22 protein-coding genes and 1 other annotated feature are annotated in these 26,134 nt (G+C 55.4%); of the genes, 15 read left to right on the forward strand and 7 right to left on the reverse strand.

Annotation, left to right across the window (positions count from 1 at the left end; translation table 11 throughout):
• Positions 1-38: 38 nt before the first annotated feature.
• From deoA to yjjJ, 4 genes are all read left to right on the forward strand, one after another.
• Positions 39-1,361: a thymidine phosphorylase gene (deoA, locus tag ACX1CU_RS03260; RefSeq protein ID WP_459401208.1), complete on the forward strand. Its 1,323-nt coding sequence runs from the start codon at positions 39-41 to the stop codon at positions 1,359-1,361.
• Positions 1,362-1,427: 66 nt separating this feature from the next.
• Entirely contained in the window at positions 1,428-2,651 is a 1,224-nt protein-coding gene (deoB, locus tag ACX1CU_RS03265) for a phosphopentomutase (RefSeq protein WP_459401209.1), read from the forward strand.
• 62 nt (positions 2,652-2,713) lie between these two features.
• Positions 2,714-3,445, forward strand: a complete 732-nt coding sequence (gene deoD, locus ACX1CU_RS03270; protein ID WP_337262480.1) for a purine-nucleoside phosphorylase — start codon at positions 2,714-2,716, stop codon at positions 3,443-3,445.
• A 138-nt stretch (positions 3,446-3,583) separates the two neighbouring features.
• Complete coding sequence (yjjJ, locus tag ACX1CU_RS03275; RefSeq protein ID WP_459401210.1) at positions 3,584-4,927, forward strand: type II toxin-antitoxin system HipA family toxin YjjJ; 1,344 nt, start codon at positions 3,584-3,586, stop codon at positions 4,925-4,927.
• A 1-nt stretch (position 4,928) separates the two neighbouring features.
• Here yjjJ and ACX1CU_RS03280 read toward each other — a convergent pair whose 3' ends face one another.
• Positions 4,929-5,597: a YtjB family periplasmic protein gene (locus tag ACX1CU_RS03280; protein WP_459401211.1), complete on the reverse strand. Its 669-nt coding sequence runs from the start codon at positions 5,595-5,597 to the stop codon at positions 4,929-4,931.
• 102 nt (positions 5,598-5,699) lie between these two features.
• On the opposite strand from ACX1CU_RS03280, the gene serB reads away from it, so the two are divergent.
• The 3 genes from serB (at position 5,700) to nadR (ending at position 9,438) form a co-directional block, all read left to right on the forward strand.
• Entirely contained in the window at positions 5,700-6,677 is a 978-nt protein-coding gene (gene serB, locus ACX1CU_RS03285) for a phosphoserine phosphatase (protein ID WP_459402713.1), read from the forward strand.
• Positions 6,678-6,679: 2 nt separating this feature from the next.
• Positions 6,680-8,065 carry a DNA repair protein RadA gene (gene radA / locus ACX1CU_RS03290; protein ID WP_076942610.1) on the forward strand — a complete coding sequence of 462 codons (1,386 nt, stop codon included), beginning with the start codon at positions 6,680-6,682 and terminating at the stop codon, positions 8,063-8,065.
• Positions 8,066-8,172: 107 nt separating this feature from the next.
• A complete protein-coding gene (nadR, locus tag ACX1CU_RS03295; protein ID WP_459401212.1) occupies positions 8,173-9,438 on the forward strand; it encodes a multifunctional transcriptional regulator/nicotinamide-nucleotide adenylyltransferase/ribosylnicotinamide kinase NadR in 1,266 nt (421 codons plus the stop codon).
• 35 nt (positions 9,439-9,473) lie between these two features.
• Here the strand turns inward: nadR and ACX1CU_RS03300 are convergent, their stop codons facing one another.
• The 3 genes from ACX1CU_RS03300 to ACX1CU_RS03310 form a co-directional block, all read right to left on the reverse strand.
• Entirely contained in the window at positions 9,474-10,475 is a 1,002-nt protein-coding gene (locus ACX1CU_RS03300; protein WP_459401213.1) for a zinc-binding alcohol dehydrogenase family protein, read from the reverse strand.
• A gap of 317 nt (positions 10,476-10,792) precedes the next feature.
• Complete coding sequence (gene ettA, locus ACX1CU_RS03305; protein WP_459401214.1) at positions 10,793-12,460, reverse strand: energy-dependent translational throttle protein EttA; 1,668 nt, start codon at positions 12,458-12,460, stop codon at positions 10,793-10,795.
• Positions 12,461-12,658: 198 nt separating this feature from the next.
• Complete coding sequence (locus tag ACX1CU_RS03310; protein WP_459401215.1) at positions 12,659-15,388, reverse strand: cation-transporting P-type ATPase; 2,730 nt, start codon at positions 15,386-15,388, stop codon at positions 12,659-12,661.
• Positions 15,389-15,893: 505 nt separating this feature from the next.
• Here ACX1CU_RS03310 and sltY point away from each other — a divergent pair.
• Together sltY and trpR are read left to right on the forward strand one after the other, a co-directional pair.
• Positions 15,894-17,813 (forward strand): murein transglycosylase, encoded by a 1,920-nt coding sequence (gene sltY / locus ACX1CU_RS03315; protein WP_459401216.1) that lies wholly within the window; start codon positions 15,894-15,896, stop codon positions 17,811-17,813.
• 91 nt (positions 17,814-17,904) lie between these two features.
• Positions 17,905-18,234 carry a trp operon repressor gene (gene trpR, locus ACX1CU_RS03320; RefSeq protein ID WP_459401217.1) on the forward strand — a complete coding sequence of 110 codons (330 nt, stop codon included), beginning with the start codon at positions 17,905-17,907 and terminating at the stop codon, positions 18,232-18,234.
• A gap of 14 nt (positions 18,235-18,248) precedes the next feature.
• Here trpR and yjjX read toward each other — a convergent pair whose 3' ends face one another.
• Positions 18,249-18,791: an inosine/xanthosine triphosphatase gene (gene yjjX, locus ACX1CU_RS03325; RefSeq protein ID WP_459401218.1), complete on the reverse strand. Its 543-nt coding sequence runs from the start codon at positions 18,789-18,791 to the stop codon at positions 18,249-18,251.
• A 102-nt stretch (positions 18,792-18,893) separates the two neighbouring features.
• On the opposite strand from yjjX, the gene gpmB reads away from it, so the two are divergent.
• Entirely contained in the window at positions 18,894-19,541 is a 648-nt protein-coding gene (gene gpmB / locus ACX1CU_RS03330; protein WP_459401219.1) for a 2,3-diphosphoglycerate-dependent phosphoglycerate mutase GpmB, read from the forward strand.
• On the opposite strand, the gene robA is transcribed toward gpmB, so the two are convergent.
• The gene (robA, locus tag ACX1CU_RS03335) at positions 19,538-20,407 is read right to left on the reverse strand and encodes an MDR efflux pump AcrAB transcriptional activator RobA (protein WP_459401220.1); all 870 of its coding nucleotides are present in this window, start codon (positions 20,405-20,407) and stop codon (positions 19,538-19,540) included. The genes gpmB and robA overlap by 4 nt on opposite strands.
• Before the next feature lie 341 nt (positions 20,408-20,748).
• Here robA and creA point away from each other — a divergent pair, with 341 nt between their 5' ends.
• Positions 20,749-21,228 (forward strand): protein CreA, encoded by a 480-nt coding sequence (creA, locus tag ACX1CU_RS03340; protein ID WP_459401221.1) that lies wholly within the window; start codon positions 20,749-20,751, stop codon positions 21,226-21,228.
• A 49-nt stretch (positions 21,229-21,277) separates the two neighbouring features.
• On the opposite strand, the gene arcA is transcribed toward creA, so the two are convergent.
• Positions 21,278-21,994: a two-component system response regulator ArcA gene (gene arcA / locus ACX1CU_RS03345; RefSeq protein ID WP_459401222.1), complete on the reverse strand. Its 717-nt coding sequence runs from the start codon at positions 21,992-21,994 to the stop codon at positions 21,278-21,280.
• 76 nt (positions 21,995-22,070) lie between these two features.
• On the opposite strand from arcA, the gene yjjY reads away from it, so the two are divergent.
• The 4 genes from yjjY (at position 22,071) to thrA (ending at position 26,133) form a co-directional block, all read left to right on the forward strand.
• Complete coding sequence (gene yjjY, locus ACX1CU_RS03350) at positions 22,071-22,238, forward strand: YjjY family protein (RefSeq protein WP_459402714.1); 168 nt, start codon at positions 22,071-22,073, stop codon at positions 22,236-22,238.
• A 386-nt stretch (positions 22,239-22,624) separates the two neighbouring features.
• Positions 22,625-23,311, forward strand: coding sequence for a tRNA/rRNA methyltransferase (locus ACX1CU_RS03355; protein ID WP_459402715.1), 687 nt, complete (start codon positions 22,625-22,627; stop codon positions 23,309-23,311).
• A gap of 211 nt (positions 23,312-23,522) precedes the next feature.
• Complete coding sequence (thrL, locus tag ACX1CU_RS03360; protein ID WP_071998276.1) at positions 23,523-23,591, forward strand: thr operon leader peptide; 69 nt, start codon at positions 23,523-23,525, stop codon at positions 23,589-23,591.
• Positions 23,530-23,648: a sequence feature (Thr leader region), on the forward strand. (Overlaps the previous gene by 62 nt.)
• A gap of 25 nt (positions 23,649-23,673) precedes the next feature.
• Positions 23,674-26,133, forward strand: a complete 2,460-nt coding sequence (gene thrA, locus ACX1CU_RS03365; protein WP_459401223.1) for a bifunctional aspartate kinase/homoserine dehydrogenase I — start codon at positions 23,674-23,676, stop codon at positions 26,131-26,133.
• The last annotated feature ends 1 nt before the right edge of the window (position 26,134 follow it).

Genomic DNA, 26,134 nt, shown 5'->3' on the forward strand with positions numbered 1-26,134 from the left:
GGCGCAGTGAAATTAAATAGCTCAAGCAGGGGGATGCCTTGTTCCTGGCGCAAGAAATAATCCGTAAAAAACGTGACGGCCAGCCGTTGAACGAAGCAGAAATCCGCTTCTTTATCAATGGGGTGCGTGACAATGTGGTTTCCGAAGGGCAGATCGCCGCGTTGGCGATGACCATCTATTTCCACGATATGAACATGGCGGAGCGCGTGGCGCTCACCATGGCGATGCGCGATTCCGGCACGGTGCTTGACTGGAAAAGCCTGGCGCTGAACGGCCCGATTGTCGATAAGCACTCTACCGGCGGCGTGGGCGATGTCACTTCGCTGATGCTTGGCCCGATGGTGGCGGCCTGTGGTGGCTACGTGCCGATGATTTCTGGCCGTGGTTTAGGCCACACCGGCGGCACGCTGGATAAACTGGAGGCCATTCCGGGCTTCAATATTTTCCCTGATGACAACGCATTCCGCAAAATTATCAAAGATGTCGGCGTGGCGATTATCGGCCAAACCAGCTCGCTGGCTCCGGCGGATAAGCGTTTTTACGCCACGCGCGACATTACCGCTACCGTCGATTCCATCCCGCTGATCACCGCCTCGATTCTGGCGAAGAAACTGGCGGAAGGGCTGGATGCGTTGGTGATGGATGTCAAAGTGGGGTCAGGGGCTTTTATGCCGACTCATCAGCTTTCGCAAGATCTGGCGCAGGCGATCGTCGGCGTAGCCAACGGTGCGGGGTGTAAAACCACCGCGTTGCTGACCGACATGAATCAGGTGCTGGCCTCCAGCGCCGGTAACGCGCTGGAAGTGCGTGAAGCGGTGCGCTTCCTGACCGGTGAATACCGCAATCCGCGCCTGCTGGAAGTCACCATGGCGCTGTGCGTGGAAATGCTGCTTTCCGGCGGCTTGGCGGCGGATGATGCGCAGGCTCGCGCCAAGCTGCAAGCGGTTTTGGACAATGGCAAAGCAGCGGAAGTGTTTGGCCGCATGGTGGCGGCGCAACAGGGGCCGGTGGACTTTGTGGAGCGTTACGACAGCTACTTGCCGACGGCGACCTTGAGTAAACCGGTTTATGCCGAAAAACCGGGCATTATCACCGCGATGGATACCCGTGCGCTGGGGATGGCCGTCGTCGCGCTGGGCGGTGGCCGCCGCCGCGCTACCGACAATATCGACTATAGCGTCGGCCTGGCGGAGATGGCGCGCTTGGGAGATGCCGTGGGTACGCAGCGCCCGCTGGCGCTGATCCACGCCAACGATGAAGAGAGCTGGCAACAGGCAGCAGATGCGGTGCGCAGTGCAATAGTGATGGGCGATAAAGCCCCGGTAACTACGCCGGTGGTGTATCAGCGCATCACGCAATAACCGTGATTGTTAAAGAATCAGGAGCGGTAGCGGCTTGTAAGCTGCCGCCCACAGCAGGAGAACAGAATGAAACGCACCTATATTATGGTACTGGACTCGTTCGGGATCGGCGCCAGCGCCGACGCCAAACGCTTTGGTGATGAAGGCTCCGATACCCTTGGCCATATCGCGGCAGCCTGTGCGCGTGGTGAAGCCAACGTGGGCCGCAGCGGCCCGCTGACGCTGCCGAACCTGAGCCGCCTGGGCTTGGGCAAAGCGGCGCAAGAGTCTACCGGCAACTTCCCGGTAGGATTGGACCCAAACGCTGAGATCATCGGCGCTTACGGTTATGCCAGCGAGCTTTCTTCAGGTAAAGACACACCGTCCGGCCACTGGGAGATCGCCGGTGTGCCGGTGCTGTTCGAGTGGGGCTATTTCAAGGACGAGCACAACAGCTTCCCACAGGAACTGCTGGACAAGCTGGTAGCGCGCGCCAACCTGCCGGGCTATCTCGGCAACTGCCACTCTTCCGGCACGGTGATCCTCGATCAACTGGGGGAAGAACACATGAAAACCGGCAAGCCGATTTTCTACACCTCGGCGGATTCGGTGTTCCAGATCGCCTGCCACGAAGAAACCTTTGGTCTGGATCGCTTGTACGAGCTGTGTGAAATTGCCCGTGAAGAGTTGACCGAAGGCGGCTACAACATCGGCCGCGTGATTGCGCGCCCGTTCCTCGGTGACAAACCGGGCAGCTTCCAGCGCACCGGTAACCGCCACGATCTGGCGGTGGAACCCCCGGCTCCAACCGTGTTGAAGAAGCTGGTTGATGAAAAAGGCGGTGAAGTCGTTTCTATCGGCAAGATTGCCGATATCTATGCCAACGTCGGCATTACCCAGAAAGTGAAGGCCAACGGCATCGATGCGCTGTTCGATGCCACGCTGAGCGAAATGGAAAAAGCCGGTGATAACACCATCGTGTTCACCAACTTCGTTGATTTCGACTCCTCCTACGGCCACCGCCGCGACGTGGCCGGTTATGCTGCCGCGTTGGAACAGTTCGACCGCCGCTTGCCGGAACTGCTGGAGCGCGTTACGGGTGACGACATCATCATCTTTACCGCCGACCATGGCTGTGATCCGACCTGGGAAGGCACCGACCACACCCGTGAACACATCCCGGTGCTGGTGTATGGCCCGAAAGTGCAACCGGGCTCGCTGGGGCACCGTGAAACCTTCGCCGACATCGGCCAGACCATTGCCAGCTATTTTGGCCTGTCGCCGATGGATTACGGTAAAAACCTATTTTAAGACTGTAGATTGCGTTGGCGTGAAGCCAGCGCCTTTTTTAATAAGAATTGAGGGAAGAGATTATGGCTACGCCACATATTAATGCTGAGATGGGTGATTTCGCTGACGTGGTGCTGATGCCGGGCGATCCGCTGCGGGCAAAATACATCGCTGAAACCTTCCTGGAAGGGGCGGTGGAAGTGAACAACGTGCGCGGCATGTTGGGCTTCACCGGCACCTACAAAGGCCGTAAAATCTCGGTGATGGGCCACGGCATGGGCATTCCGTCCTGTTCCATCTATGCGCGTGAGCTGATCGCGGAATTCGGCGTGAAGAAAATCATTCGCGTCGGCTCCTGCGGTGCGGTGCGTGATGATATCAAACTGCGTGACGTGGTGATCGGCATGGGCGCTTGCACCGATTCCAAAGTGAACCGCATGCGTTTTAAAGATCACGACTATGCCGCGATTGCTGATTTCGATATGGTGCGTAACGCCGTAGACGCTGCGGCGGCGCAGGGCATCCCGGCGCGCGTGGGCAATATTTTCTCCGCCGAGCTGTTCTACACGCCAGATCCAGATATGTTCCAGGTGATGAAGAAGTACGGCATTCTGGGTGTGGAAATGGAAGCGGCGGGCATCTACGGCGTGGCCGCAGAGCTGTACGAAGAGTTCGGCTGTAAAGCGCTGACCATCTGCACCGTTTCTGACCACATCCTGCGTCACGAAGCTACCACCGCCGCAGAGCGCCAGACCACCTTTAACGAAATGATCGTTATCGCGCTGGAATCTGTGCTGTTAGGCGATAAAGCGTAAATACCACAGGGGCGTAGGACGCTGCGCCCCTTCACTAATCTATTCATCTCTCCGCAAGCCTATCTTACTAATCCTTTACCTTTCAGCTAATTAGCGCTATTACTTTATTCACCCATCTATTCACTACTCTATTCAGCGATGAGCACTGTCGAACAAATCTTGCGTCACGGCCCGGCCACGGCCCAGGAGCTTACCGGCGCACTGGGCATCAGCCAGCCAACGCTATCGCGCCGAATCCGCGCTTTGGCGGGGGCGGTGTTGACCATCGGTAAAGGCCGGGCGACGCGCTATGCGCTAAGGCGTGATGTCAGCGGTGAGTTGCACTTCCCGCTGTACCGTATCGATGAATTGGGTAAGGCGCATGGGTTTGCCACGCTCTATCCCCTGTATCCCGCCGACGGCTGCGTGGTGCGCAATGAGCAAAGCGGAGAATGGCAGCTTTACCATGGTTTGCCTGGGTACCTGAACGATCTGCGTCCGATAGGTTTTCTTGGTCGCGCCTGGGGCAAAGCCGCTGCCCGGCAGCTCCGGCTGCCGGAAGATGTCCTGCGATGGAATGAGGATCAGCGTTTACAGGCGCTTTGCCACTATGGTGAGGAGATGAGTGGCGATCTGCTGCCTGGAGCGGGCAGCTATCAACGCTGGTTGACGCGCGATCCAGAGAACCCGGTTCCGTTGGCGGACAAAGCCGTTCAGTACGCCGCGCTCTCTGCGCGCGCGTTGGCAGGAGAACTGATTGGATCTTCCGCCGGTGGCGAGCAACCCAAGTTTACTGTTTATGCCGAACTGGCAGGCGCACGCTATGGTCATGTACTGGTGAAATTCAGCGCCGCGCCGGAGAATATCATTGCCCAACGCTGGAGTGATTTACTGATTGCCGAGTCATTAGCGTTGCAGGTGGTGGCGGAGGCCGGGTTGCCTGCTGCACCCGCCAACGTGCTGTTTGGCAAGGACCGGCAGTGCTTTTTGGAGCTTGAGCGTTTCGATCGCGTTGGCGAGTATGGCCGCGTTGCCATGGTTTCGCTGGAGGCTCTGGATGCCGAATTCAGCGGCAGCGGTGGCGCTAACTGGGTCACGGCGGCTGAACGGCTATTACGGCAAGGGATCATCAACCCTCATACTTACCAGAAAATCGCTCTGTATTGGGCGTTTGGTCGGTTGATCGCCAACAGCGATATGCATCAGGGGAATCTGTCGTTTCTGCGCCCGCAGCAGCGGCCCGTGGAGCTGGCACCGCTGTATGACATGTTGCCAATGGCGTTTGCACCAGCCAATAGCGGCAATATGCGGCAGGATGCGCTGGAGATCGGCCTGAGCAATGAAGTCAGCGGCGCAGTTTGGCGGCAAGCAGAGCTGATGGCGCTGGAGTTCTGGCAACGTACGGCGCAACACCCGCAGATCGGCAAGCCATTCCGCACCATCGCCGCACAAATGCAAATGCAGATCCAGGCGCTGAATGAACGCATTCAGCGTTTGGCTTAGCTCAGTCCTTTTTCGCTTCTTCTGGTTCTTCGGGCTTGTCGTCGTCGCTTTCTGCCAGCGGCGTATTGGCGGTCAACAGGTACGGCGACTGCTGCCAGCGGCTGCGGCGGCCTTGCAGCAGCGTGCGAGCCAGAATAATGCCGATGGCCAATGCCAGCAGGATCATCAGGCGCAGCAGGTTGGTGGTGTTATCCACCTGTTTGGATTCGGTGCCCAGCACGTGGGTATCGAGCGTGACGCGGATAAAACCGATGGGGCCATCTTTGCCCTGAATCGACTCGACAAGCTGATGGTTGAAATAGCTGCCTGCGCGTTTGCCGTCGAGCGATAGGCGATCGCGCACGCTGATCTGCTCACCGGAATGGGCCACCAGCGTGCCGTCCAACTGATAGACGCTGGCGTCGAGGATCCGGCTGTGGTCGGTGAGCTGTTGCAAAATGCTGTCAATGCGCTGGTTGTCGATATCACCGTCATCATCCAGCAGCGGAGCCAGGCTAAAAGCCACCTGTTTGGTCAGCGTTTGTGCCAGTTGTTCCACCTGTTCCGATCGCGCCATTTGGTGGCTCAGGCTAAAATAGGAGGCACCTTGCATCAGCATTACGAGCAAAGTCAGGCAAATCAGGATAATAGCGGTGCGGTGCAGGCGGAATTTCAGTTTAGCTTTAGCCATGCGGCTTCCTTGGTCTTTTGGACGCTTTATGTTGCCAGAACCAAGGGCGATAGGATAGCTTTACCCGTCGTCTTTCAAGCTGCAGTTTTTCAGGAGTCAATGATGTCGAATAGTCTGACCTATTGCGATCTCCCTGCCGAGATCTCTCAATGGCCGGGTCTTCCCCTTTCGCTGAGCGGTGACGAAGTCATGCCGCTGGATTATCGAGCGGGCCATACCGGTTGGCTATTATATGGCAGAAAACTGGATAAAGAGCGCATTACCCAGTTCCAGCGCAAGCTCGGGGCGGCGATGGTGATCGTCACCGCTTGGAATGTGGAGGATTATCAGGTGGTGCGTCTGGCGGGAACGCTGTCTGCGCGCGCCAAGCTGCTGGCCGCCGAGAACGGGCTGGACGTGGCACCGCTTGGCAAGATCCCACATTTGCGTACGCCGGGCCTGCTGGTGATGGATATGGACTCTACTGCGATCCAGATTGAATGCATTGACGAGATTGCCAAGCTGGCCGGTGTGGGCGAGCAGGTGGCCGAAGTTACCGAGCGCGCGATGCGCGGTGAGCTTGATTTCACCGCCAGCCTGCGGCAGCGCGTGGGTACGCTGAAAGGGGCCGATGCCAATATCCTGAAACAGGTGCGCGATGAACTGCCGTTGATGCCGGGGCTGACCAGCCTGGTGTGCAAATTGCAGGCGCTGGACTGGCATGTGGCTATCGCTTCCGGCGGTTTTACCTATTACGCCGAATACCTGCGCGACAAGCTGAAACTGGTGGCGGTCGCGGCCAACGAACTGGAAATCCGCGACGGAAAATTGACCGGCGAAGTGCTGGGGCCGGTGGTGGATGCACAATACAAAGCCGATGTGCTGGTGAAGCTGGCGGAAAAACTGGGCATTCCGCCGCAGCAAACCGTGGCGATCGGTGACGGTGCCAACGATCTGAAAATGATGCAGGTGGCCGGGCTGGGCATTGCCTATCACGCCAAGCCTAAAGTGTATGAAAAGGCACAGGTGTCGATTCGCCATGCCGATCTGCTAGGGGTACTCTGTGTGCTCACCGGCAGCTTGAAACATGAGGTGAGGTAACCGTGGCTAAAGCAGCAAAACGGGCGTTTGTCTGTAATGAATGCGGTGCCGATTATCCGCGCTGGCAGGGGCAGTGCAGCGCTTGCAATGCCTGGAACACCATTACGGAAGTGCGCTTGGCTGCGGTGTCTTCATCTTCTGCCCGTACCGAGCGCTTCAGCGGCTATGCGGGCGATGCGGGCGTCAGCCGGGTGCAGAAGCTGTCGGACATCAGCCTGGAAGAGTTGCCGCGTTTTTCTACCGGCTTCCTCGAGTTTGACCGCGTACTGGGCGGCGGGGTGGTGCCGGGCAGTGCCATTCTGATCGGCGGTAACCCCGGTGCGGGGAAAAGTACGCTGCTGCTGCAAGTGCTGTGCAAGCTTTCTGAACAGATGAAAACCCTGTACGTCACCGGTGAGGAATCGCTGCAACAGGTAGCGATGCGCGCTCACCGCTTGGGTTTGCCGACCGGCGGCCTGAACATGCTGTCGGAAACCAGTATTGAACAAATTTGCCTGATCGCCGAGCAGGAACAGCCAAGGTTGATGGTGATCGACTCGATCCAGGTGATGCATATGGCGGATATCCAGTCTTCGCCCGGCAGCGTGGCGCAGGTGCGTGAAACCGCTGCCTATCTGACGCGCTTTGCCAAAACGCGCGGCGTGGCGATCGTGATGGTTGGCCACGTGACTAAAGACGGTTCTCTGGCCGGGCCGAAAGTGCTGGAACACTGTATCGACTGCTCCGTGCTGCTCGACGGCGATGCCGATTCCCGCTTCCGCACTTTGCGCAGCCATAAAAACCGCTTCGGCGCGGTGAATGAGCTGGGCGTATTTGCCATGACCGAACAGGGCCTGCGTGAAGTCAGCAACCCTTCTGCCATTTTCCTCAGCCGTGGCGATGAAGTCACCTCCGGCAGTTCGGTGATGGTGGTGTGGGAAGGCACACGCCCGCTGCTGGTAGAAATTCAGGCGCTGGTGGATCACTCAATGATGGCCAATCCGCGTCGCGTGGCGGTGGGGTTGGAGCAGAACCGTTTGGCGATCCTGCTGGCGGTGTTGCACCGCCACGGCGGTTTGCAGATGTCGGATCAAGACGTATTCGTCAACGTGGTGGGCGGGGTGAAGGTCAGCGAAACCAGCGCCGATTTGGCGTTGCTGTTGGCGCTGGTCTCCAGTTTCCGCGATCGTCCGCTGCCTGACGATCTGGTGGTATTTGGCGAAGTCGGGCTAGCGGGGGAAATCCGCCCGGTGCCAAGCGGCCAGGAGCGTATCTCCGAAGCAGCAAAACATGGCTTCAAGCGCGCCATTGTGCCGCATGCCAACGTACCGAAAAAGCCACCAGCCAATATGCAGGTGTTTGGCGTGAAGAAGTTGGCGGATGCCTTGAGCATTCTGGATGAGCTTTAAGTGAGCCGTAATATTGCCTTGTTTAGTATATTATACCCAATAGCTTTCATGTTGCAGCTAGGCAGCAAAGGCTTGAAAGATGAAGGGTATATAAACTTGGAGGGGTTATGCGGCAGTTCGATTACCTAAAAGCGGCGATTAAGCAAAAAGGCTGTACCTTACAACAGGTGGCCGATGCCAGCAGCATGACCAAGGGCTATCTCAGCCAACTGTTGAACGATAAAATCAAAAGCCCCAGCGCGCAGAAGCTGGAAGCCGTACACCGTTTTCTCGGGTTAGAGTTCCCGCGTCGCGAGAAAAAAGTCGGCGTGGTGTTTGGTAAATTTTACCCGTTGCACACCGGGCATATCTATCTGATCCAGCGCGCTTGCAGCCAGGTGGACGAGTTGCATGTCATTCTATGCCATGACGAACCGCGCGATCGCGAACTGTTCGAGAACAGCTCGATGTCACAGCAACCGACGGTCAGCGATCGCCTGCGTTGGCTGCTGCAAACCTTCAAATACCAGAAAAACATTCATATCCACTCCTTCGACGAAAAGGGCATTGAACCTTACCCGCACGGTTGGGGGGTCTGGAGCAACGGTATGAAGAACTTCATGGAGCAGAAGGGCATCGTGCCGAGCTTTATCTATTCCAGCGAAGAGCTGGATGCGCCGCGCTACCGCGAACATCTGGATATCGAGACCATTCTGGTGGATCCGGAACGCTCCTTTATGAACATCAGCGGCCGCCAGATCCGCCAGGATCCGTTCCGTTACTGGGACTATATCCCGACCGAGGTGAAGCCGTTCTTTGTGCGTACCGTGGCGATTTTAGGCGGTGAGTCCAGCGGTAAATCAACGCTGGTGAACAAGCTGGCGAATATCTTCAACACCACCAGCGCCTGGGAATATGGCCGTGATTACGTGTTCTCCCACTTGGGCGGCGACGAGATGGCGCTACAGTATTCCGACTACGACAAGATTGCGCTCGGGCAGGCGCAGTACGTGGATTTTGCGGTGAAATACGCCAACAAAGTGGCGTTTATCGATACCGATTTTGTTACCACTCAGGCGTTCTGCAAGAAATACGAAGGGCGTGAGCACCCGTTTGTGCAGGCGCTGATCGACGAGTACCGTTTCGATCTGGTGATCCTGCTGGAGAACAATACGCCGTGGGTGGCCGATGGTTTGCGTAGCCTGGGTAATCCGGTTGATCGCAAAGCGTTTCAGCACTTGCTGGAAGAGATGCTGCGCGCTAACAACATCGAATATGTGCACGTAGAATCCAGCGATTATGAAGAGCGTTTCCTGCACTGCGTTAAGCTGGTCAAGCAGTTGCTGGCGGCGGATGCCAGCCGGTTGGTCGGGGTTTCCCCCCTGTCGCGCTGAAGGATGAGGGCGCAGCAGACTGCGCCCTGAGGTTATCAGTAAACAATCACTAACTTACCCTGCATATGGCCTTCCAGCAGCTTGGCGTGTGCGGCGGCCAGGGTTTCCACCGTCAGACCATGCAGCGTTTCGCTCAGCGTGGTCGTCAATTTCCCAGCATCCAGCAGTTGCGCCATTTGCTTGAGGATTTCCCCCTGCTGGGCGATATCCGGCGTGGTGTACATGCTGCGGGTAAACATGAATTCCCAATGCAGCGCGGCGCTTTTCAGCTTCAGCGCGTTTTGATCCAGCGGCTGGCTGTTCTCTACGATGGTGCAGATATGGCCGAGCGGGGCGATCAAATCGCTGATGGCTGGCCAGTGGCCGTCGGTATCGTTCAGGCACAGGATATAATCGACGTGTTCAATGCCTTCTTTGGCCAGATTGGCCTTCAGATCGCGGTAATCCACCACCAGTTCGGCACCGCGCTCGCGGCACCAGGCGGCAGATTCTGGGCGTGAAGCGGTGGCAATCACTTTCACCTTGCTGCGCTGTGCGGCCAGCGGGATCGCCAATGAACCCACGCCACCGGCACCGCCGATGATCAGCAGGGTTTTACCCGCTGCGGCATCCTGGATTTTCAGATGTTCAAACAGTGCCTCCCAAGCGGTGAGGGCAGTCAGCGGCATGGCGGCGGCCTCGGCCCAGTTCAGCGTGCGCGGCTTATGCGCGGTGATGCGTGAGTCGATCAGTTGCTGAGTGCTGTTGCTGCCTGGGCGGGTAATATCCCCGGCGTACCACACTTCATCGCCCGGCTTGAAATCTTCCACGCTGCTGCCGACTGCCAGCACCACGCCGCTGGCATCCCAGCCGAGAATGCGCGGTTGCTGCAAGCCGTTTTTCTGTAGACCCGCATGGACTTTGGTATCCACCGGATTGACGGAAACGGCTTTTACTTCCACCAGCAGGTCGTACTGACCCGGTTTGGGTTGTTCCGGGAAGATCTCGATAAAGCGGGCAGGGTTTTGCGGTTCGACGGCAATGGCCTTGATGGACATGGTGGTGCTCCTTTGAATGTGTATACTCGTCATACTTCAAGTTGCATGCGCGTTGGCTTTGTTACTCGGCCCATCCCTGGGCCTCGCCCCTTCGGGGCCGCTGCAAGCAGCGTTCAAATCTGCTCCAGGCAGATTTGTCGGTCACCCCAGTCACATAGTTATCTATGCTCGTGGGGATTCTCTCCCTTGCCGCCTTCCTGCAACTCGAATTATTTAGAGTATATAAGACGGATAATACATTCCGGTGCTGGCTTGTTTCAGTGCAGATTATGCGTAGGGATAATAAAAAGCCCGCTGAGAGCGCGGGCTGAATCGGATTACTTGGTGACTCTTTTGTACTTGATGCGGCGTGGTTCCAACGCTTCGGCACCCAGAGTGCGCTTCTTGTACTCTTCGTATTCGGTAAAGTTACCTTCGAAGAATTCAATTTTGCCTTCATCCTGATAATCCAGAATGTGGGTGGCAATACGGTCAAGGAACCAACGGTCGTGCGAGATCACCATCGCACAGCCTGGGAATTCCAGCAGGGCGTTTTCCAACGCGCGCAGGGTTTCGATATCCAGGTCGTTGGTCGGTTCATCGAGCAGCAGCACGTTGCCGCCAACCTGCAACAGCTTGGCCAAGTGCAGACGGCCGCGTTCACCGCCGGACAGTTCACCCACGCGCTTGCCCTGATCGACGCCCTTGAAGTTAAAGCGGCCGACGTAAGCACGGCTTGGCATTTCGGTGTTGCCGACGCGCATGATGTCCTGGCCGCCGGAGACTTCTTCCCACACGGTTTTGGAGTTATCCATGCTGTCGCGGAACTGATCGACCGAGGCCAGCTTGACGGTATCACCCAGCACGATGCTGCCGGAATCAGGCTGTTCCTGATTGGACATCATACGGAACAGCGTGGATTTACCCGCACCGTTCGGGCCGATAATGCCGACAATCGCGCCCTTCGGTACCGAGAAGGAGAGATCGTCGATCAGCAAACGGTCGCCGTAGGATTTGCGCAGGTTGCTGACTTCCACCACTTTATCGCCCAGGCGTGCGCCAGGTGGGATAAACAGTTCGTTGGTTTCGTTACGTTTCTGGTATTCGGTGCTGTTCAGCTCTTCAAAGCGTGCCAGACGGGCTTTACCCTTAGACTGACGGCCTTTGGCGCCTTGACGCACCCACTCCAGCTCTTTCTCAATCGACTTGCGGCGTGCGGCTTCGGAAGAAGCTTCCTGCGCTAAGCGAGCGTCTTTCTGCTCCAGCCAGGAAGAGTAGTTGCCTTCCCACGGAATGCCTTCGCCACGGTCCAGTTCAAGGATCCAACCCGCTACGTTATCCAGGAAGTAACGGTCGTGGGTGATCGCCACTACGGTGCCTTCGAAGTCATGCAGGAAGCGCTCGAGCCAGGCCACGGATTCCGCATCCAGGTGGTTGGTCGGTTCGTCCAGCAACAGCATGTCCGGTTTTTCCAGCAGCAGGCGGCACAGCGCAACGCGGCGGCGCTCACCACCGGAAAGGTTGGCGATTTTGGCGTCCCACTCCGGCAGGCGCAGAGCATCGGCGGCGCGCTCAAGCTGGGTGTTGAGGTTGTGGCCATCGTGAGCCTGAATGATCTCTTCCAGGCGGCCCTGTTCGGCGGCCAGCTTATCGAAATCGGCACCTTCTTCAGCGTACAGTGCGTACACTTCATCAAGGCGTTTCAGAGCCCCCACCACTTCGGCCAACGCTTCTTCTACCGACTCGCGAACGGTATGTTCCAGGTTGAGCTGCGGTTCCTGTGGCAGATAGCCAATCTTGATACCCGGTTGCGGGCGCGCTTCCCCTTCGATATCGGTATCGATGCCGGCCATAATGCGCAGCAGGGTGGATTTACCGGAGCCGTTCAGGCCCAGTACGCCAATTTTGGCCCCAGGGAAGAAACTCAGGGAGATGTTTTTCAGAATGTGACGCTTCGGCGGAACCACTTTGCCGACGCGATGCATAGTATAGACGTATTGAGCCACGTTGCTGCGAGCCTCTCTATCAGTTTTTATAGGATGTCTGGCGGCACGAGTGTAGCCCGTTTCAACCACGGATCCCAGACCTCCCACGACGATCGCTAAGTATACCCGTTAATGTGCGCTAACAGGTGGAATTCGCCACGGATAAAGAAAAGCGCCCGGCAGAGTGTGCCGGGCGCTGGGGATAAATTTACGCAGGGATTATGCCGCTTTTTTGCGGTTCGCCCTGATGCGGACGATGACCCACTTCTCGGCTTCCACAATCAGGAACAGGGCAATGGCAATCAGCAGCGTGATGCCCCAGTAGAACAGCGGCAGTGGCGCAGTGCCGAACAGCGAGTTCATAAATGGCAGATAGATGATGGCCATCTGCAACAGCAGCAATACGCCGCTCACCAGCCACAGGCCTTTGTTCATAAACACCTGACGGTTCAGCGGGAAGCGATCGGTGGTGCGGCAGTTGAACATATAAACCCACTGCGCGGTCACCAGCGTTTGCAGCAGCACGGTACGGATGAATTCGCTGCTGTAGCCGCGTGGCGCCATCCAGGCTTCCAGTATGAAGGCGCTGATGGCGATCAGAATTCCGACAAAGCCGATGCGCCAGATGGCGTGCAGATCCAGTACGTGGCTACCCGGTACGCGCGGTTTGCGGTGCATCAGCCCTTTTTCCGCCGGTTCATACGCCAGGCCGAACGACAGGGTGGTGGAGGTGGCCATGTTCATCCACAGGATCTGGATCGGGGTTAACGGCAGTATCGCACCCGCCAGAATGGCGATGATGATCAACAGGCCCTGCGCCAGGTTGGTGGGGAGCACAAACAGGATGGTTTTCTTCAGGTTGTCATAAACGCGGCGGCCTTCTTTCACCGCGCTGGCAATGGTGGCGAAGTTATCGTCGGTCAAGACCATATCTGCGGCTTCTTTGGTGACCTCGGTGCCTTTGATTCCCATGGCGATACCGACATCGGCCTGTTTCAGCGCTGGCGCATCGTTGACGCCATCGCCGGTCATACCGACCACTTCACCTTTGTTCTGTAACGCTTTCACCAGACGCAGTTTGTGTTCCGGGCTGGTGCGGGCAAAGATATCGTAATGCAGCGCGGCTTCTGCCAGCGCCTTATCATCCATATGTTCCAACTGGTTGCCGGTGATGGAATCCTGGCTGTTACCGATACCGAGCATGGCACCGATCGCCATGGCGGTTGTCTGGTGGTCGCCGGTGATCATTTTCACGCGGATACCGGCCTGCTGGCATTCTGCGATCGCCGCAATCGCTTCAGGGCGAGGCGGATCCATTACCCCGGCGATGCCAATAAACACCATCTGCTGGCGGATATCGTCATGATCCAGTTCCACCTCTTCATCTGGCGTGGTTTTGCTGGCGGCAGCTACCATGCGCAAGCCCTGCTCAGCAAAGCGCGACATCTCTTTTTCCCAATAGTCGCGGCGGAACGGTTTGATGCCGGATTCGGTCAGCTCCAGCTCGCACAGCGAGAACAGCACATCAGGGGCACCGGTGAGGAACACCTGATTTTTGCCAGCCACCTGGCTGCGCACCGCCATGTATTTGTAGCTGGAGTCGAACGGGATTTTTGCCAGTTGACGGGCTTCACCAAACGCCAGTTCGGCTTTCATCGCCAAGACTTTCAGCGCACCTTCGGTTGGGCTGCCGGTGATGATCCAGCGGCCGCTGTCATCCTGTTTCACCTGGCTGTCGTTACACAGGGTGATGGCGGTAATGAACTGCGCCAGCGTGGGGATATCCTGCACTCGCGCCTGTTTGTCGCTGTCGGCGAAGAAAATGCCGCCGGTGGGCTGGTAGCTTTCGCCTTCTACGCGGAACGCATGGTCGGCCATGATGACGTTTTTCGCCGTCATTTCGTTCATGGTCAGGGTGCCGGTTTTGTCCGAGCAGATCACCGTCATTGAACCGAGAGTTTCTACCGTCGGCAATTTGCGGATAATGGCACGGTTGCGCGCCATCGCCTGCACGCCCAGCGACAGGATGATCGAGATGATGGCAGGCAGGCCCTCGGGCACCGAAGCCACCGCCAGGCTGATCAAGGCCAGCAGCAGTTCACCGATCGGCATATCGCGCAGCGTTAAGGCAAACAGACCCAGCAGCACCATCATCACCAGGATCAGAATAAAGATCCCTTTACCCAGACGAGCCATCTGTTGCAGCAGCGGTGTGCGCTGGGTTTCAACGGTGGAAATCATCTCGCTGATGTGGCCGAGCTCGGTGTGGCCGCCGGTGGCGATCACCACGCCTTTGGCATTACCAGCGCTGATGGTGGTGCCGGAAAACAGCAGGTTGGTGCGATCGCCAATCATCACTTCTTCGTTGATGGCATCGGTTTGCTTGGAGACGACGGTCGATTCACCGGTCAGAATCGCTTCTTCCACCTGTAGGTTGTGCGATTCCAGCAGCCGCAGGTCGGCCGGGATTTTGTCACCAGGGCGCAGCAGCACCATATCGCCGGGCACCAGGTCTTCGGCATTCACCGTATGATTAATCCCGTCACGCACCACAATCGCTTGGCTGGAAAGCATATTCCGAATGCCTTTCAGCGATTTCTCCGCGCTGTTTTCCTGTACGAAGCCGATCAGGGCGTTAATTACGGCAACCCCAAGAATCACCACGGTATCGATCCAGTGGCCCATTACGGCTTTAAGAAAGGCGGCGGCCAGCAGGATATAAATCAGCACGTCTTTGAAATGAGCGATAAAGCGCATGAAGGCGCTTTTCCCCGCCTTTTCAGGCAGCGCATTCGGGCCGAATTTTGCCAGGCGCGCGGCAGCTTCCTGTTCACTCAGGCCTTCGGGCCGGCTGTTTAAATGCTGAAGAGTTTCTTCGATATCATACTGATACCATGCTTTCTCCGGCGTAATGGGAGCATGGTGCTCATGGGGGGTATGTGTTGGCATTTAAGCCTCTCCTAAAAGTAAATTAAATCTGTATTCCCACTTGCGTCGGCAGCCCTTTTGCCGGGGTTGATATCCATTTTTTTGCTGTCATGCGGGTGTCAATGTTGATGATTTTCAATAACCCTGTGGGTAAGTCATTGGCCGCATGATAGTAAGTAATCGAGAACTTAGGTTTTTGATCTGGAATAACAAAAATAAATTAATAATCAGTATTTCATTTCTTATGTGAATGTTTCTGTTTTTACGTCACTTTATGTATAGGAAACCAAGGTGCTATCTAAAGAAAACTATAGAACACCAAGCTTATTGTGTGATGAAAAAAGTCGAGATAATCACCTGAGTTATCAAGATCTCAATGCGAAACAGGGCGAAATACGCTGTGGCAGTAAACTTCTTATAATCTAATGAATGGATATAGGTTTCTGCTGTCTATGATAAGTATCAAGTGCCGCTCAACGTGGTGCAGAGTTTCTTGGCAAGACAACCCAGTGAGGAAAACGTAAGTATGGACAAATGGCGGCTTTTGGCATTAGGCCTGTGCCTCACAGCATTTTCTGGTGCAGCATTGGCAGATTCTTTGGATGCCCAGCGTCAGCGTTACCTGCAAATCAAGCAGGCTTGGGACAGTAATCAGCAGAATGTGGTGCAGCAACTGATGCCGACGTTGCAGGATTATCCGCTGTATCCGTATCTGGAGTACCGTCAGCTAACGCAGGAGCTTGCTACTGCCAGCGTTGCGCAGGTGAGCCAATTCTTGCAGAAGAACCCAACGTTGCCGCCAGCTCAATCACTGTCTGCCCGCTTTGTTAATGAACTGGCAAGCCGTGAGGACTGGCGCACGCTGCTGGCGTTCAGCCCGCAGGCACCAAAACCGGTGGCGGCACGTTGTAATTACTATTACGCCAAATGGGTGACCGGCGATCAGCAAACCGCCTGGAGCGGTGCAGATGAGATCTGGCTGAGTGGTAAAACTCTGCCGGGTTCCTGTGACAAGCTGTTCGGTGTCTGGCAGGCAGCCGGTAAGCAAACGCCGCTGAACACGCTGGCACGTATGAAGCTGGCGTTGGCCGAGGGTAACAGCAGCCTGGTCAACTATTTGTATCGCCAGTTGCCTGCCAGTTATCAGACCATGGGCGATGCGTTGGTGCGCTTGCAAAACGATCCGGCCACGGTGGAATCTTTTGCCCGTAGCGTTGGCCCAACCGATTTTACCCGTTCGGCCACCAGCATCGTTTTTGCCCGCCTCGCCCGCCAAGATGCGGAAAATGCCCGGGCGATGATCCCGACCCTGGCTCGCCTGCAGAAAATGAGTGACAGCGAGAAGCTGGAGCTGGAAGAGGCGGTAGCCTGGCGTTTGATGGGCAGCGATGCCACTTTTGAGCAGACTCAATGGCGCGATCAGGTGATCCTGCGCAGCCAGTCTCCTGCGTTGCTGGAACGCCGGGTACGTATGGCGCTGGGGGCTGGCGATCGTGCGGGGTTGAAAACCTGGTTGTCACGTTTACCGGAAGAGTCCCGTAATAAAGACGAATGGCGTTACTGGCGTGCCAGTGAACTGATTGATGAAGGTAAGCGCAGTGAAGGGGAGCAGATACTGCGCAGCCTGATGAATGAGCGCGGTTTCTATCCAATGGTGGCGGCACAAAAGCTGAATATGCCCTACCCGATAAAGGTGCTAGCTGCCACCAAGCCCAGCGCTGCGTTGGTGAATGGCCAGGAAATTGCCCGCGTACGTGAGCTGATGTATTGGAATATGGATAATCTGGCGCGCAATGAATGGAGTTCGTTTGTGGTCAGCCGCAGCCAGCCGGAGCAGGAAGCTTTGGCGCGTTATGCTTTTGAGCAGAAATGGGCCGATCTGAGCGTACAGGCCACCATCGTTGCCAAGCTGTGGGATCATCTGGAGGAGCGCTTCCCGATGGCCTGGTCACAGGAGTTCCACCGCGCTACCGAGGATAAAGGCATTACGCCAAGCTATGCCATGGCGATTGCTCGTCAGGAAAGCGCCTGGAACCCGAAAGCCCAGTCGCCGGTCGGCGCGACAGGATTGATGCAGGTGATGCCGCGTACTGCTCAGCATACGGTGGAGATGTACAGCATTCCGGGCTATTCCAGCCCGAGCCAGCTGTTTGATCCTCAAACCAACATCAACATTGGCACCAGCTATCTCGAATCGGTTTACCAGCAATTTGGCCGCAACCGTATTCTGTCTTCGGCTGCCTATAACGCTGGCCCGTCGCGGGTGAACACCTGGTTGGGCAACACCGATGGCCGCGTTGACGCGGTGGCGTTTGTGGAAAGTATTCCGTTCTCGGAAACCCGCTCTTACGTGAAGAACGTTTTGGCTTACGATGCGTTTTACCGCCACTTTATGCATCGCCCGGCGAAAGTGTTGACCGATGCCGAGTGGCAACGGCGCTATTGATGTTGAAGAAGATGGCCCTGCTGGCCTGAATTTTGCTGGCCAGTGGGGATATGGTATGCTGCTGTACTAGTTAAATAGTATGGTGGCTGCCATGACGCAATTATCACTTAACGACCCCGCTCTTTCAGAACAAGGTAATGACGATTGGCTGCGCTTTGTGGCGCTGTTGCAGAGTTCGTTCACCCAAGACTTACACCAACAACTGATGCAACTGCTCTTGACGCCGGACGAACGGACCGCACTCGGGACGCGCGTGCGGATCATTCAGGAATTGATGCGCGGCGAAATGAGCCAGCGTGAGCTGAAGAATGAACTGGGAGCAGGGATTGCCACCATTACCCGCGGTTCGAACAGCCTTAAAGCGGCATCTCCGGCGTTAAAACTGTGGCTCGAGCAGCAGTTGCTGGGTGATGCACAGTAGCATCACCCAGCAGATTATTGATTTGGCGTATTGCTAGCGTAGTTGCGATAAATCGGGTTGTGGAACGGCACCAGGGCTAACAGCAATGCCTGATGGTAAACGCTGGTGCGGCTCAGCCTGCCATCGGTGAAAATGCCGATCGCGCCCTCTTGGCGTTTTATCTCGGTATTGCTGGTCAACTCCGCCATTTCACTGCCCAGTTCGCGGCCAGCGCGAATGCCCTGTAAAATAGATTCTGGCAGCATCAGGCTGGCAGAGCGTGATTCACCACGGGTTTGCGGGTTTTCTATGGTCATCCAGGCGAAGGTCATGTTTTCTTCGATCCCGGCCTCTACGCCAACCCAAAAGTCGGCCTCTGGCCGCACCTGCCGAGCTTCCATCACCCGCTGCCGTGCACCGGTACGAGTTTCGACATTACCGATAGGTTGCAGTGAGACACCGCTGGCGACGTCCACAGATTCGATACGGCACTGGCCTTCACCAAAGGTATCATCAAAGGCCAGTTGAATAGCCTTAATCTTTGCCGGGTTGGTAGTTGCAGCGATAACATGGTACATAACGGGTCTAATATCCTTCTGTCACAATATGCCAGGCGTTGGTATCAGTGGCCACCGGGCGCAGATAAACTCAAGTTTCACGCAGTATAACGGAAAACAAACATGTTACAGGTATACCTTGTTCGCCATGGCGAAACGGAATGGAACGCGGCCCGTCGTATTCAAGGCCAGTCCGATAGCCCGTTGACCGCCAAGGGTGAATACCAGGCACAACAGGTTGCCAAGCGCGTGCGCCTTGAAGGCATTACGCACGTGATTACCAGCGATCTGGGCCGCACCCGTCGCACCGCACAAATTATTGCAGAGGCGTGTGGTTGTGACGTGATTAACGACGTTCGATTGCGTGAACTGCATATGGGCGTTCTGGAAGAGCGCCTGATCGACAGCCTGACACCACAGGAAGAGCAGTGGCGCAAACAGATGGTCGATGGTACTGCCGATGCCCGCATCCCTCAAGGTGAATCCATGACGGAGTTAGGCGCGCGAGTGCGCGCCGCGCTGGAAAGCTGCCTGGAGTTGCCGCAAGGCAGCAAGCCACTGATTGTCAGCCACGGTATTGCACTGGGTTGCCTGATCAGTACGGTGCTGGGGTTGCCAGCCTATGCAGAACGTCGTCTGCGTTTGCGCAACTGTTCGCTGTCACGCGTTGACTATCAGCAAAGCCCGTGGCTGGCTTCCGGCTGGATCGTAGAAACCGCAGGCGATGTCTCGCACCTAGATATGCCTGCGTTGGACGAACTACAGCGTTAACGGCGGATCGGGATCAGGTAATCACACTTGATCTCGGTTGGTGCCTGAGGTGGCCTACGGTCACTTTGCGGATAAAAGCGCTCAATATCATGCCCTTTGCGGCGCGTCAGTTCGAGCGCTGGCAGGCAGGTGCCATACAGCATCAGGATAAAATCCTGCAGGCCTGAACTTGGCCCCTGATAGTTGAACATGGCATATTCGCCGCCCTGCAATACCATTGGCTGGCCTTCCTGAACGTTGGCCGGGACGTGATGCGGCTCCAGGGCGGTGGTGTACAGCACCTCTTGCTCGTCGTCCCTTTCCTGGCTTGGCCGTGAATGGTGCAGGCCGTATAGCACCGGTGGCAAGGTTTCTGCCTCACCCAGATACTGACGCCAGAACTGCGCGCGCAGTTCGTTACGGAAGTTGGAGATTTGTTCCAGGGTGCACGAGTAGCTTTGCGTCAGGCCAATCAGGTGCTGTTCTGGCAGAGTGATAAACTCCGGCTGTGGCAAGGTAAAGGCCCCCAGGCGTATCGGTGGGCAAATACCGAAGGCGCTCCAGTCTTCAGCGCGGCGATACAAGGCTGGCGTTTGCGCAAACTGCTTCTTGAACGCGCGGGTAAACGTCTGCTGCGAGTCGAAGCGATATTGTAAGGCAATGTCCAGAATGGGTCGGCTGGTTAAGCGTAATGCGACGGCGGCTTTGGATAATCTCCTGGCGCGGATGTAAGCGCCGATGGCGTTACCGGTAATATCTTTGAACATCCGTTGCAGATGCCATTTAGAGTAGCCCGCTTTTGCTGCCACGTTGTCCAGTGACAAAGGTTGGTCCAAATGGCTTTCCAGCCAGCTAAGCAGATCACGAATGATACCGGCTTGATCCATAGATCTTCCTCGTAGAGCTGTAGGGTCGGAACCCGAACGATTTCATTTATCGCGCTGGTACCTGATGCTAACTGACTTATCCATCAATCAGCTGCATTGCACGAAATGCCCCTCTCAATGCGCCGGGCGACTACTGGGGAGGGATACATTAACAGGCATAAAGAAACAACAATGCCGCATAATAGCAACTTTTTTACTCCGCGACTCCCAAAGATTTTTTCTCCGCACTGTGCTAAAAATGGCAGCTCGGGCCGAGAAAATCCCTCTTCTGTGACTTAAAACATAAGCGTTCTTAATTACCGCCCCGTTTTCCCTTAGGCTGTTCTCTTGGAGTTAAGTGAATGAAAAAAAGATGGATATTTTTGTTTGGCCTGGTTTGCGCAACCATTAGCAGTGCGCAGGCGGAACAGGTGGGCTCAGTTGATACGGTATTTAAACTGTTTGGTCCAGACCATAAAATTGTGGTTGAAGCGTTCGACGATCCGGATGTTAAAAATGTAACCTGTTATATCAGCCGGGCAAAAACCGGTGGGTTAAAAGGTGGGCTCGGGCTGGCGGAAGATACCTCGGATGCCGCGATTTCCTGCCAGCAGGTTGGGCCGATCGAGCTGAGTGACAAGATTAAAAATGGCAAATCAGAAGGTACCGTGGTGTTCCAGAAGCGGACTTCGCTGGTGTTTAAAAAGCTGCAGGTGGTGCGTTTTTATGATGCCAAACGTAACGCGCTGGTTTATTTGACCTACTCAGACAAAGTGATTGACGGTTCACCGAAGAATGCCTTGAGCGCGGTGCCCATCATCCCTTGGGGTGAAGCCAAGTAAAACAAAAGGGGTTCAGCATGCTGAACCCCAGGGTAAACCGTTGCGGAAGTTACTCTTCCAGATCGCCGCAGAAGCGGTAACCTTCACCATGGATGGTGGCAATGATTTCCGGTGTATCCGGCGTGGATTCGAAGTGCTTACGAATACGGCGGATAGTCACGTCTACGGTACGATCGTGCGGTTTCAATTCGCGGCCGGTCATCTTCTTCAGCAATTCACCACGGGATTGGATCTTGCCCGGATTTTCGCAGAAGTGCAGCATGGCGCGGAATTCGCTGCGCGGCAGCTTGTATTGCTCGCCTGCTGGGTCGATCAGTGAACGGCTGTTGATGTCCAGTTCCCAACCATTGAATTTGTAGCTTTCAACCAGTTTGCGTTCTTCGCCGACGCTACCCAGATTCATGGTACGTGACAGCAAGTTGCGCGCACGGATAGTCAGTTCGCGTGGGTTGAACGGTTTAGTGATGTAATCATCGGCACCAATTTCCAGGCCAAGGATTTTATCCACTTCGTTATCACGGCCAGTCAGGAACATCAACGCTACGCTGGCTTGTTCACGCAGTTCGCGCGCCAGCAGTAAACCGTTTTTGCCCGGCAGGTTGATATCCATGATAACCAGGTTGATATCATTTTCAGACAGGATGTTGTGCATTTCTGCACCGTCATTGGCTTCATGAACAATGTAGCCTTCCGCCTCGAAAATGCTCTTCAGGGTGTTACGAGTGACTAACTCGTCTTCGACAATCAGAATGTGCGGGGTCTGCATATTTGCTACCTAAAATTGCCAACAAAATAGAAAATAGGAAGTACAGAAGTCTTTGTGTTCTTCGTGGAGGGCAGAGATACCGCTCACGTTCCCTCATGACCAAACGACTAAAGTACGTAAACTCGTTCTTGATGCACTTTCCATCAATGTCAACAAGATCGCTAGCTTGGAGGAGACGCTACTGCCAGCATCCCCAAATGATGCCAAAACGGCGCATATCCTAACCCTATTAACAGCAATATAACAGTGCGTGCCGAATTCATCACCCAACAAAACTACGCTTTGTTGACATATATCAAATTCAATTCTAGCACGTTAACAGATTTGTGAAAAACACTTACAGAAATGCAAGCTTAAGACACAGATTAACAAATTCTGTGAACGATTCAGCATTGTAATAGCCAATGCGCTACAATCGTTGGTTAACTGATAATTGGAAATTTTCAATTATCTGATTAATAAAAAAATTAATATATTTCTTGTGGATATAAGGCTTTTGTCTTGGTTATGCTTCCAATGCTCTATTTGTTCATATTATTGGGGGTGGTAAATTATGTTAATCATTTGTAAATATAATCAGCCTGCCCTCAACAGTCAAAGAACTATTTCTACTTTTTTGCTGGAGTAATGATGCAGCTTCATATCGTGTTAGTGGCTCCGGCACGGCCGGAAAATGTGGGCGCAGCGGCGCGGGCGATGAAAACTATGGGGTTTAACTCATTGCGCATTGTCGATAGCGATGCTCATTTGCAGCCAGCAGCGCGCTGGGTGGCGCACGGGGCGGGTGATATCCTGGATGCCGTACAGACGTTCCCTACTTTGCAGCAGGCGCTGGCCGACGTGGATTTTACCGTCGCCACCACCGCCCGCAGCCGCGCTCGCTTTCATTACTATTGCACGCCGCAGCAACTGACTGGGCAATTGATGGAGCGCCAGCAGTGGGTGCAGCAGGCTGCGTTGGTGTTTGGCCGCGAAGATTCGGGCCTGACCAATGAAGAGCTGGAACTGGCGGATTTGCTGACCGGTGTACCGATGATTGCTGATTACCCTTCGCTTAATCTTGGTCAAGCGGTGATGGTGTATTGCTACCAGCTTGCGGAACTGATGAAGGTCAGCCCTCCGCAGGAACCTGCTGCCAATGCCGGGCAACTGAAGGCTTTACGGCAACGCGCCGATCGTTTATTGAGCACCCTTGAGGTCAGCGGTGACCAAAAATTGCGTGATTGGCTGCACCAGCGGCTTGGTGTATTACAACAGCGCGATATCGTGATGTTGCATACGCTGCTGCATGACATTGAAAAAAAATTGATAAAGTAATGCTAATGTTATTCTTTGATAATCCAGTTTAATTCACTGTTAGTTGAGCTTTTTATTGATTTTTTGTTCTGTTATTTGGTTTTTAATCTGTTTCATTGCGCAGAGTTTGGCCTGGTCATTAAACAAGCGAATTGAAGAAATAATTTGACTTGGGAAAGTGATTGCTTTAACCAGTATAGGGGACAAGATTCTAATGAGACAGACAGACTAAATGCGAAACATCAGCCTGAACACCACAATTATTACCACCACCGATACCACAGGTAACGGGGCGGGCTGACGCACACAAGAAACAGAAGAAAAAAGCCCGCACCTAACCAGTGCGGGCTTTTTTTTCGTCATAAATTCAGGAGATAAAGTAAATGCGAGTGTTGAAATTTGGTGGGACCTCGGTAGCGAACGCGGAACGTTTTCTGCGCGTTGCCGATATCGTGGAGAATAACGCGCGTCAGGGACAGGTGGCCACGGTATTGTCCGCACCCGCCAAGATCACCAATCACTTGGTGGCGATGATTGAAAAAACGGCGGCAGGCCAAGATATTCAGCCAAATATGAGCGACGCAGAGCGTATTTTTGCTGAGTTGCTGAGCGGCTTGGCCAAGGCATTGCCGGGCTTTGAGTACGATCGCCTGAAAGCGCTGGTCGATCAGGAGTTCGCGCAGCTGAAACAGGTGCTGCACGGCGTAGCGTTGCTGGGGCAGTGCCCGGACGGTGTTAACGCCGCCATCATCTGCCGTGGCGAAAAGCTTTCGATTGCCATTATGGAAGGGGTATTCAAAGCCAAGGGTTATCCGGTCACCGTGATCAACCCGGTGGAGAAACTGCTCGCGCAGGGCCATTACCTGGAATCGACCGTCGATATCGCCGTGTCCACCCAGCGTATCGCTGCCGCCGCCATTCCAGCAGATCATATCGTGCTGATGGCCGGTTTCACCGCCGGTAACGACAAAGGCGAACTGGTGGTGCTGGGGCGTAATGGTTCCGATTATTCTGCCGCCGTACTGGCCGCCTGCCTGCGTGCAGATTGCTGTGAGATCTGGACCGATGTCGACGGCGTTTATACCTGCGATCCACGCACCGTGCCGGACGCCAGATTGCTGAAATCGATGTCGTATCAGGAAGCTATGGAGCTTTCTTACTTCGGCGCCAAAGTGCTTCACCCGCGTACCATCACCCCGATTGCCCAGTTCCAAATCCCTTGCCTGATTAAAAATACCGCCAACCCACAAGCTCCTGGCACCTTAATCGGCGGCGAAAGCGTGGATGACGAGATGCCGGTGAAGGGGATCACCAACCTGAACAATATGGCGATGATCAACGTTTCTGGCCCGGGTATGAAAGGGATGGTGGGCATGGCGGCGCGGGTATTTGCCGTAATGTCGCGGGCGCGCATCTCCGTGGTGCTGATCACCCAGTCCTCTTCCGAATACAGCATCAGCTTCTGCGTGCCGCAGAGCGAGCTACAGCGCGCACGTCGCGCACTGGAAGAAGAATTCTATCTGGAGCTGAAAGACGGCGTACTGGAGCCGCTGGACGTGATGGAGCGCCTGGCAATCATCTCGGTGGTGGGCGATGGTATGCGTACCTTGCGTGGCATTTCCGCGCGCTTCTTCTCCGCGCTGGCGCGCGCCAACATCAACATCGTCGCTATCGCCCAGGGCTCTTCCGAGCGTTCTATCTCCGTGGTGGTCGATAATGATTCCGCGACGACCGGCGTGCGTGTCAGCCACCAGATGCTGTTCAACACCGATCAGGTGATCGAAGTGTTTGTGATCGGCGTCGGCGGCGTGGGTGGGGCGTTGATCGAACAGATTTACCGTCAGCAGCCATGGCTGAAGCAGAAGCATATCGATCTGCGCGTCTGTGGTATCGCCAACTCGCGCGCCATGCTGACCAACGTGCACGGTATTTCGCTGGAAAGCTGGCGCGATGAGCTGGGCAGCGCGCAGGAGCCGTTCAACCTTGGCCGCCTGATCCGCCTGGTGAAAGAGTACCATCTGCTGAACCCGGTGATCGTCGACTGTACCTCCAGCCAGGCGGTGGCCGATCAGTATGCCGATTTCCTTGCCGATGGTTTCCACGTGGTGACGCCAAACAAGAAGGCCAACACCTCCTCAATGAACTATTACCAGCAGTTGCGCACTGCCGCTGCGCGTTCACGCCGCAAGTTCCTGTATGACACCAACGTGGGCGCGGGTCTGCCGGTGATCGAGAACCTACAGAACCTGCTCAACGCTGGTGATGAACTGACGCGTTTCTCCGGTATCCTGTCGGGCTCACTGTCGTTTATCTTTGGCAAGTTGGATGAAGGTATGTCGCTGTCGGCGGCTACCCTGAAGGCTAAGGCGAACGGCTACACCGAGCCGGATCCGCGTGACGATCTTTCCGGCATGGATGTGGCACGCAAGCTGCTGATTCTGGCGCGTGAAGCGGGTTATGCGTTCGAACTGAGCGATATTGAGGTCGAGTCGGTGTTGCCACCGTCCTTTGATGCGTCGGGCGACGTAGAGACTTTCCTGGCGCGCTTGCCGGAACTGGATGCCGAATTTGGCCGCCGCGTGGCTGCTGCTGCCGAACAAGGCAAGGTGCTGCGCTATGTCGGGGTGATTGAAGAAGGCCGCTGCCAGGTGCGTATTGATGCGGTAGATGACAACGATCCGTTGTATAAAGTGAAGAACGGTGAGAACGCCCTGGCCTTCTACAGCCGTTATTATCAACCACTGCCGCTGGTGCTGCGTGGCTATGGTGCGGGTAATGATGTGACTGCGGCAGGGGTATTTGCCGATCTGTTGCGCACACTGTCATGGAAGTTGGGAGTTTAAT

It is taken from the genome of Serratia sp. D1N4, from assembly GCF_054552755.1.

What these genes read in the sequence shown, in the direction of transcription:
- yjjJ (WP_459401210.1), top strand. Translation starts at nt 3,584, where the DNA reads ATGAGCACTGTCGAACAAATCTTGCGTCACGGCCCGGCCACGGCCCAG.
- thrA (WP_459401223.1), top strand. Translation starts at nt 23,674, where the DNA reads ATGCGAGTGTTGAAATTTGGTGGGACCTCGGTAGCGAACGCGGAACGT.
- nadR (WP_459401212.1), top strand. Translation starts at nt 8,173, where the DNA reads ATGCGGCAGTTCGATTACCTAAAAGCGGCGATTAAGCAAAAAGGCTGT.
- ACX1CU_RS03280 (WP_459401211.1), bottom strand. Translation starts at nt 5,597, where the DNA reads ATGGCTAAAGCTAAACTGAAATTCCGCCTGCACCGCACCGCTATTATC.
- arcA (WP_459401222.1), bottom strand. Translation starts at nt 21,994, where the DNA reads ATGCAGACCCCGCACATTCTGATTGTCGAAGACGAGTTAGTCACTCGT.
- robA (WP_459401220.1), bottom strand. Translation starts at nt 20,407, where the DNA reads ATGGATCAAGCCGGTATCATTCGTGATCTGCTTAGCTGGCTGGAAAGC.
- creA (WP_459401221.1), top strand. Translation starts at nt 20,749, where the DNA reads ATGAAAAAAAGATGGATATTTTTGTTTGGCCTGGTTTGCGCAACCATT.
- trpR (WP_459401217.1), top strand. Translation starts at nt 17,905, where the DNA reads ATGACGCAATTATCACTTAACGACCCCGCTCTTTCAGAACAAGGTAAT.
- sltY (WP_459401216.1), top strand. Translation starts at nt 15,894, where the DNA reads ATGGACAAATGGCGGCTTTTGGCATTAGGCCTGTGCCTCACAGCATTT.
- ACX1CU_RS03300 (WP_459401213.1), bottom strand. Translation starts at nt 10,475, where the DNA reads ATGTCCATCAAGGCCATTGCCGTCGAACCGCAAAACCCTGCCCGCTTT.
- deoD (WP_337262480.1), top strand. Translation starts at nt 2,714, where the DNA reads ATGGCTACGCCACATATTAATGCTGAGATGGGTGATTTCGCTGACGTG.
- ACX1CU_RS03355 (WP_459402715.1), top strand. Translation starts at nt 22,625, where the DNA reads ATGCAGCTTCATATCGTGTTAGTGGCTCCGGCACGGCCGGAAAATGTG.
- serB (WP_459402713.1), top strand. Translation starts at nt 5,700, where the DNA reads ATGTCGAATAGTCTGACCTATTGCGATCTCCCTGCCGAGATCTCTCAA.
- yjjX (WP_459401218.1), bottom strand. Translation starts at nt 18,791, where the DNA reads ATGTACCATGTTATCGCTGCAACTACCAACCCGGCAAAGATTAAGGCT.
- ACX1CU_RS03310 (WP_459401215.1), bottom strand. Translation starts at nt 15,388, where the DNA reads ATGCCAACACATACCCCCCATGAGCACCATGCTCCCATTACGCCGGAG.
- gpmB (WP_459401219.1), top strand. Translation starts at nt 18,894, where the DNA reads ATGTTACAGGTATACCTTGTTCGCCATGGCGAAACGGAATGGAACGCG.
- deoB (WP_459401209.1), top strand. Translation starts at nt 1,428, where the DNA reads ATGAAACGCACCTATATTATGGTACTGGACTCGTTCGGGATCGGCGCC.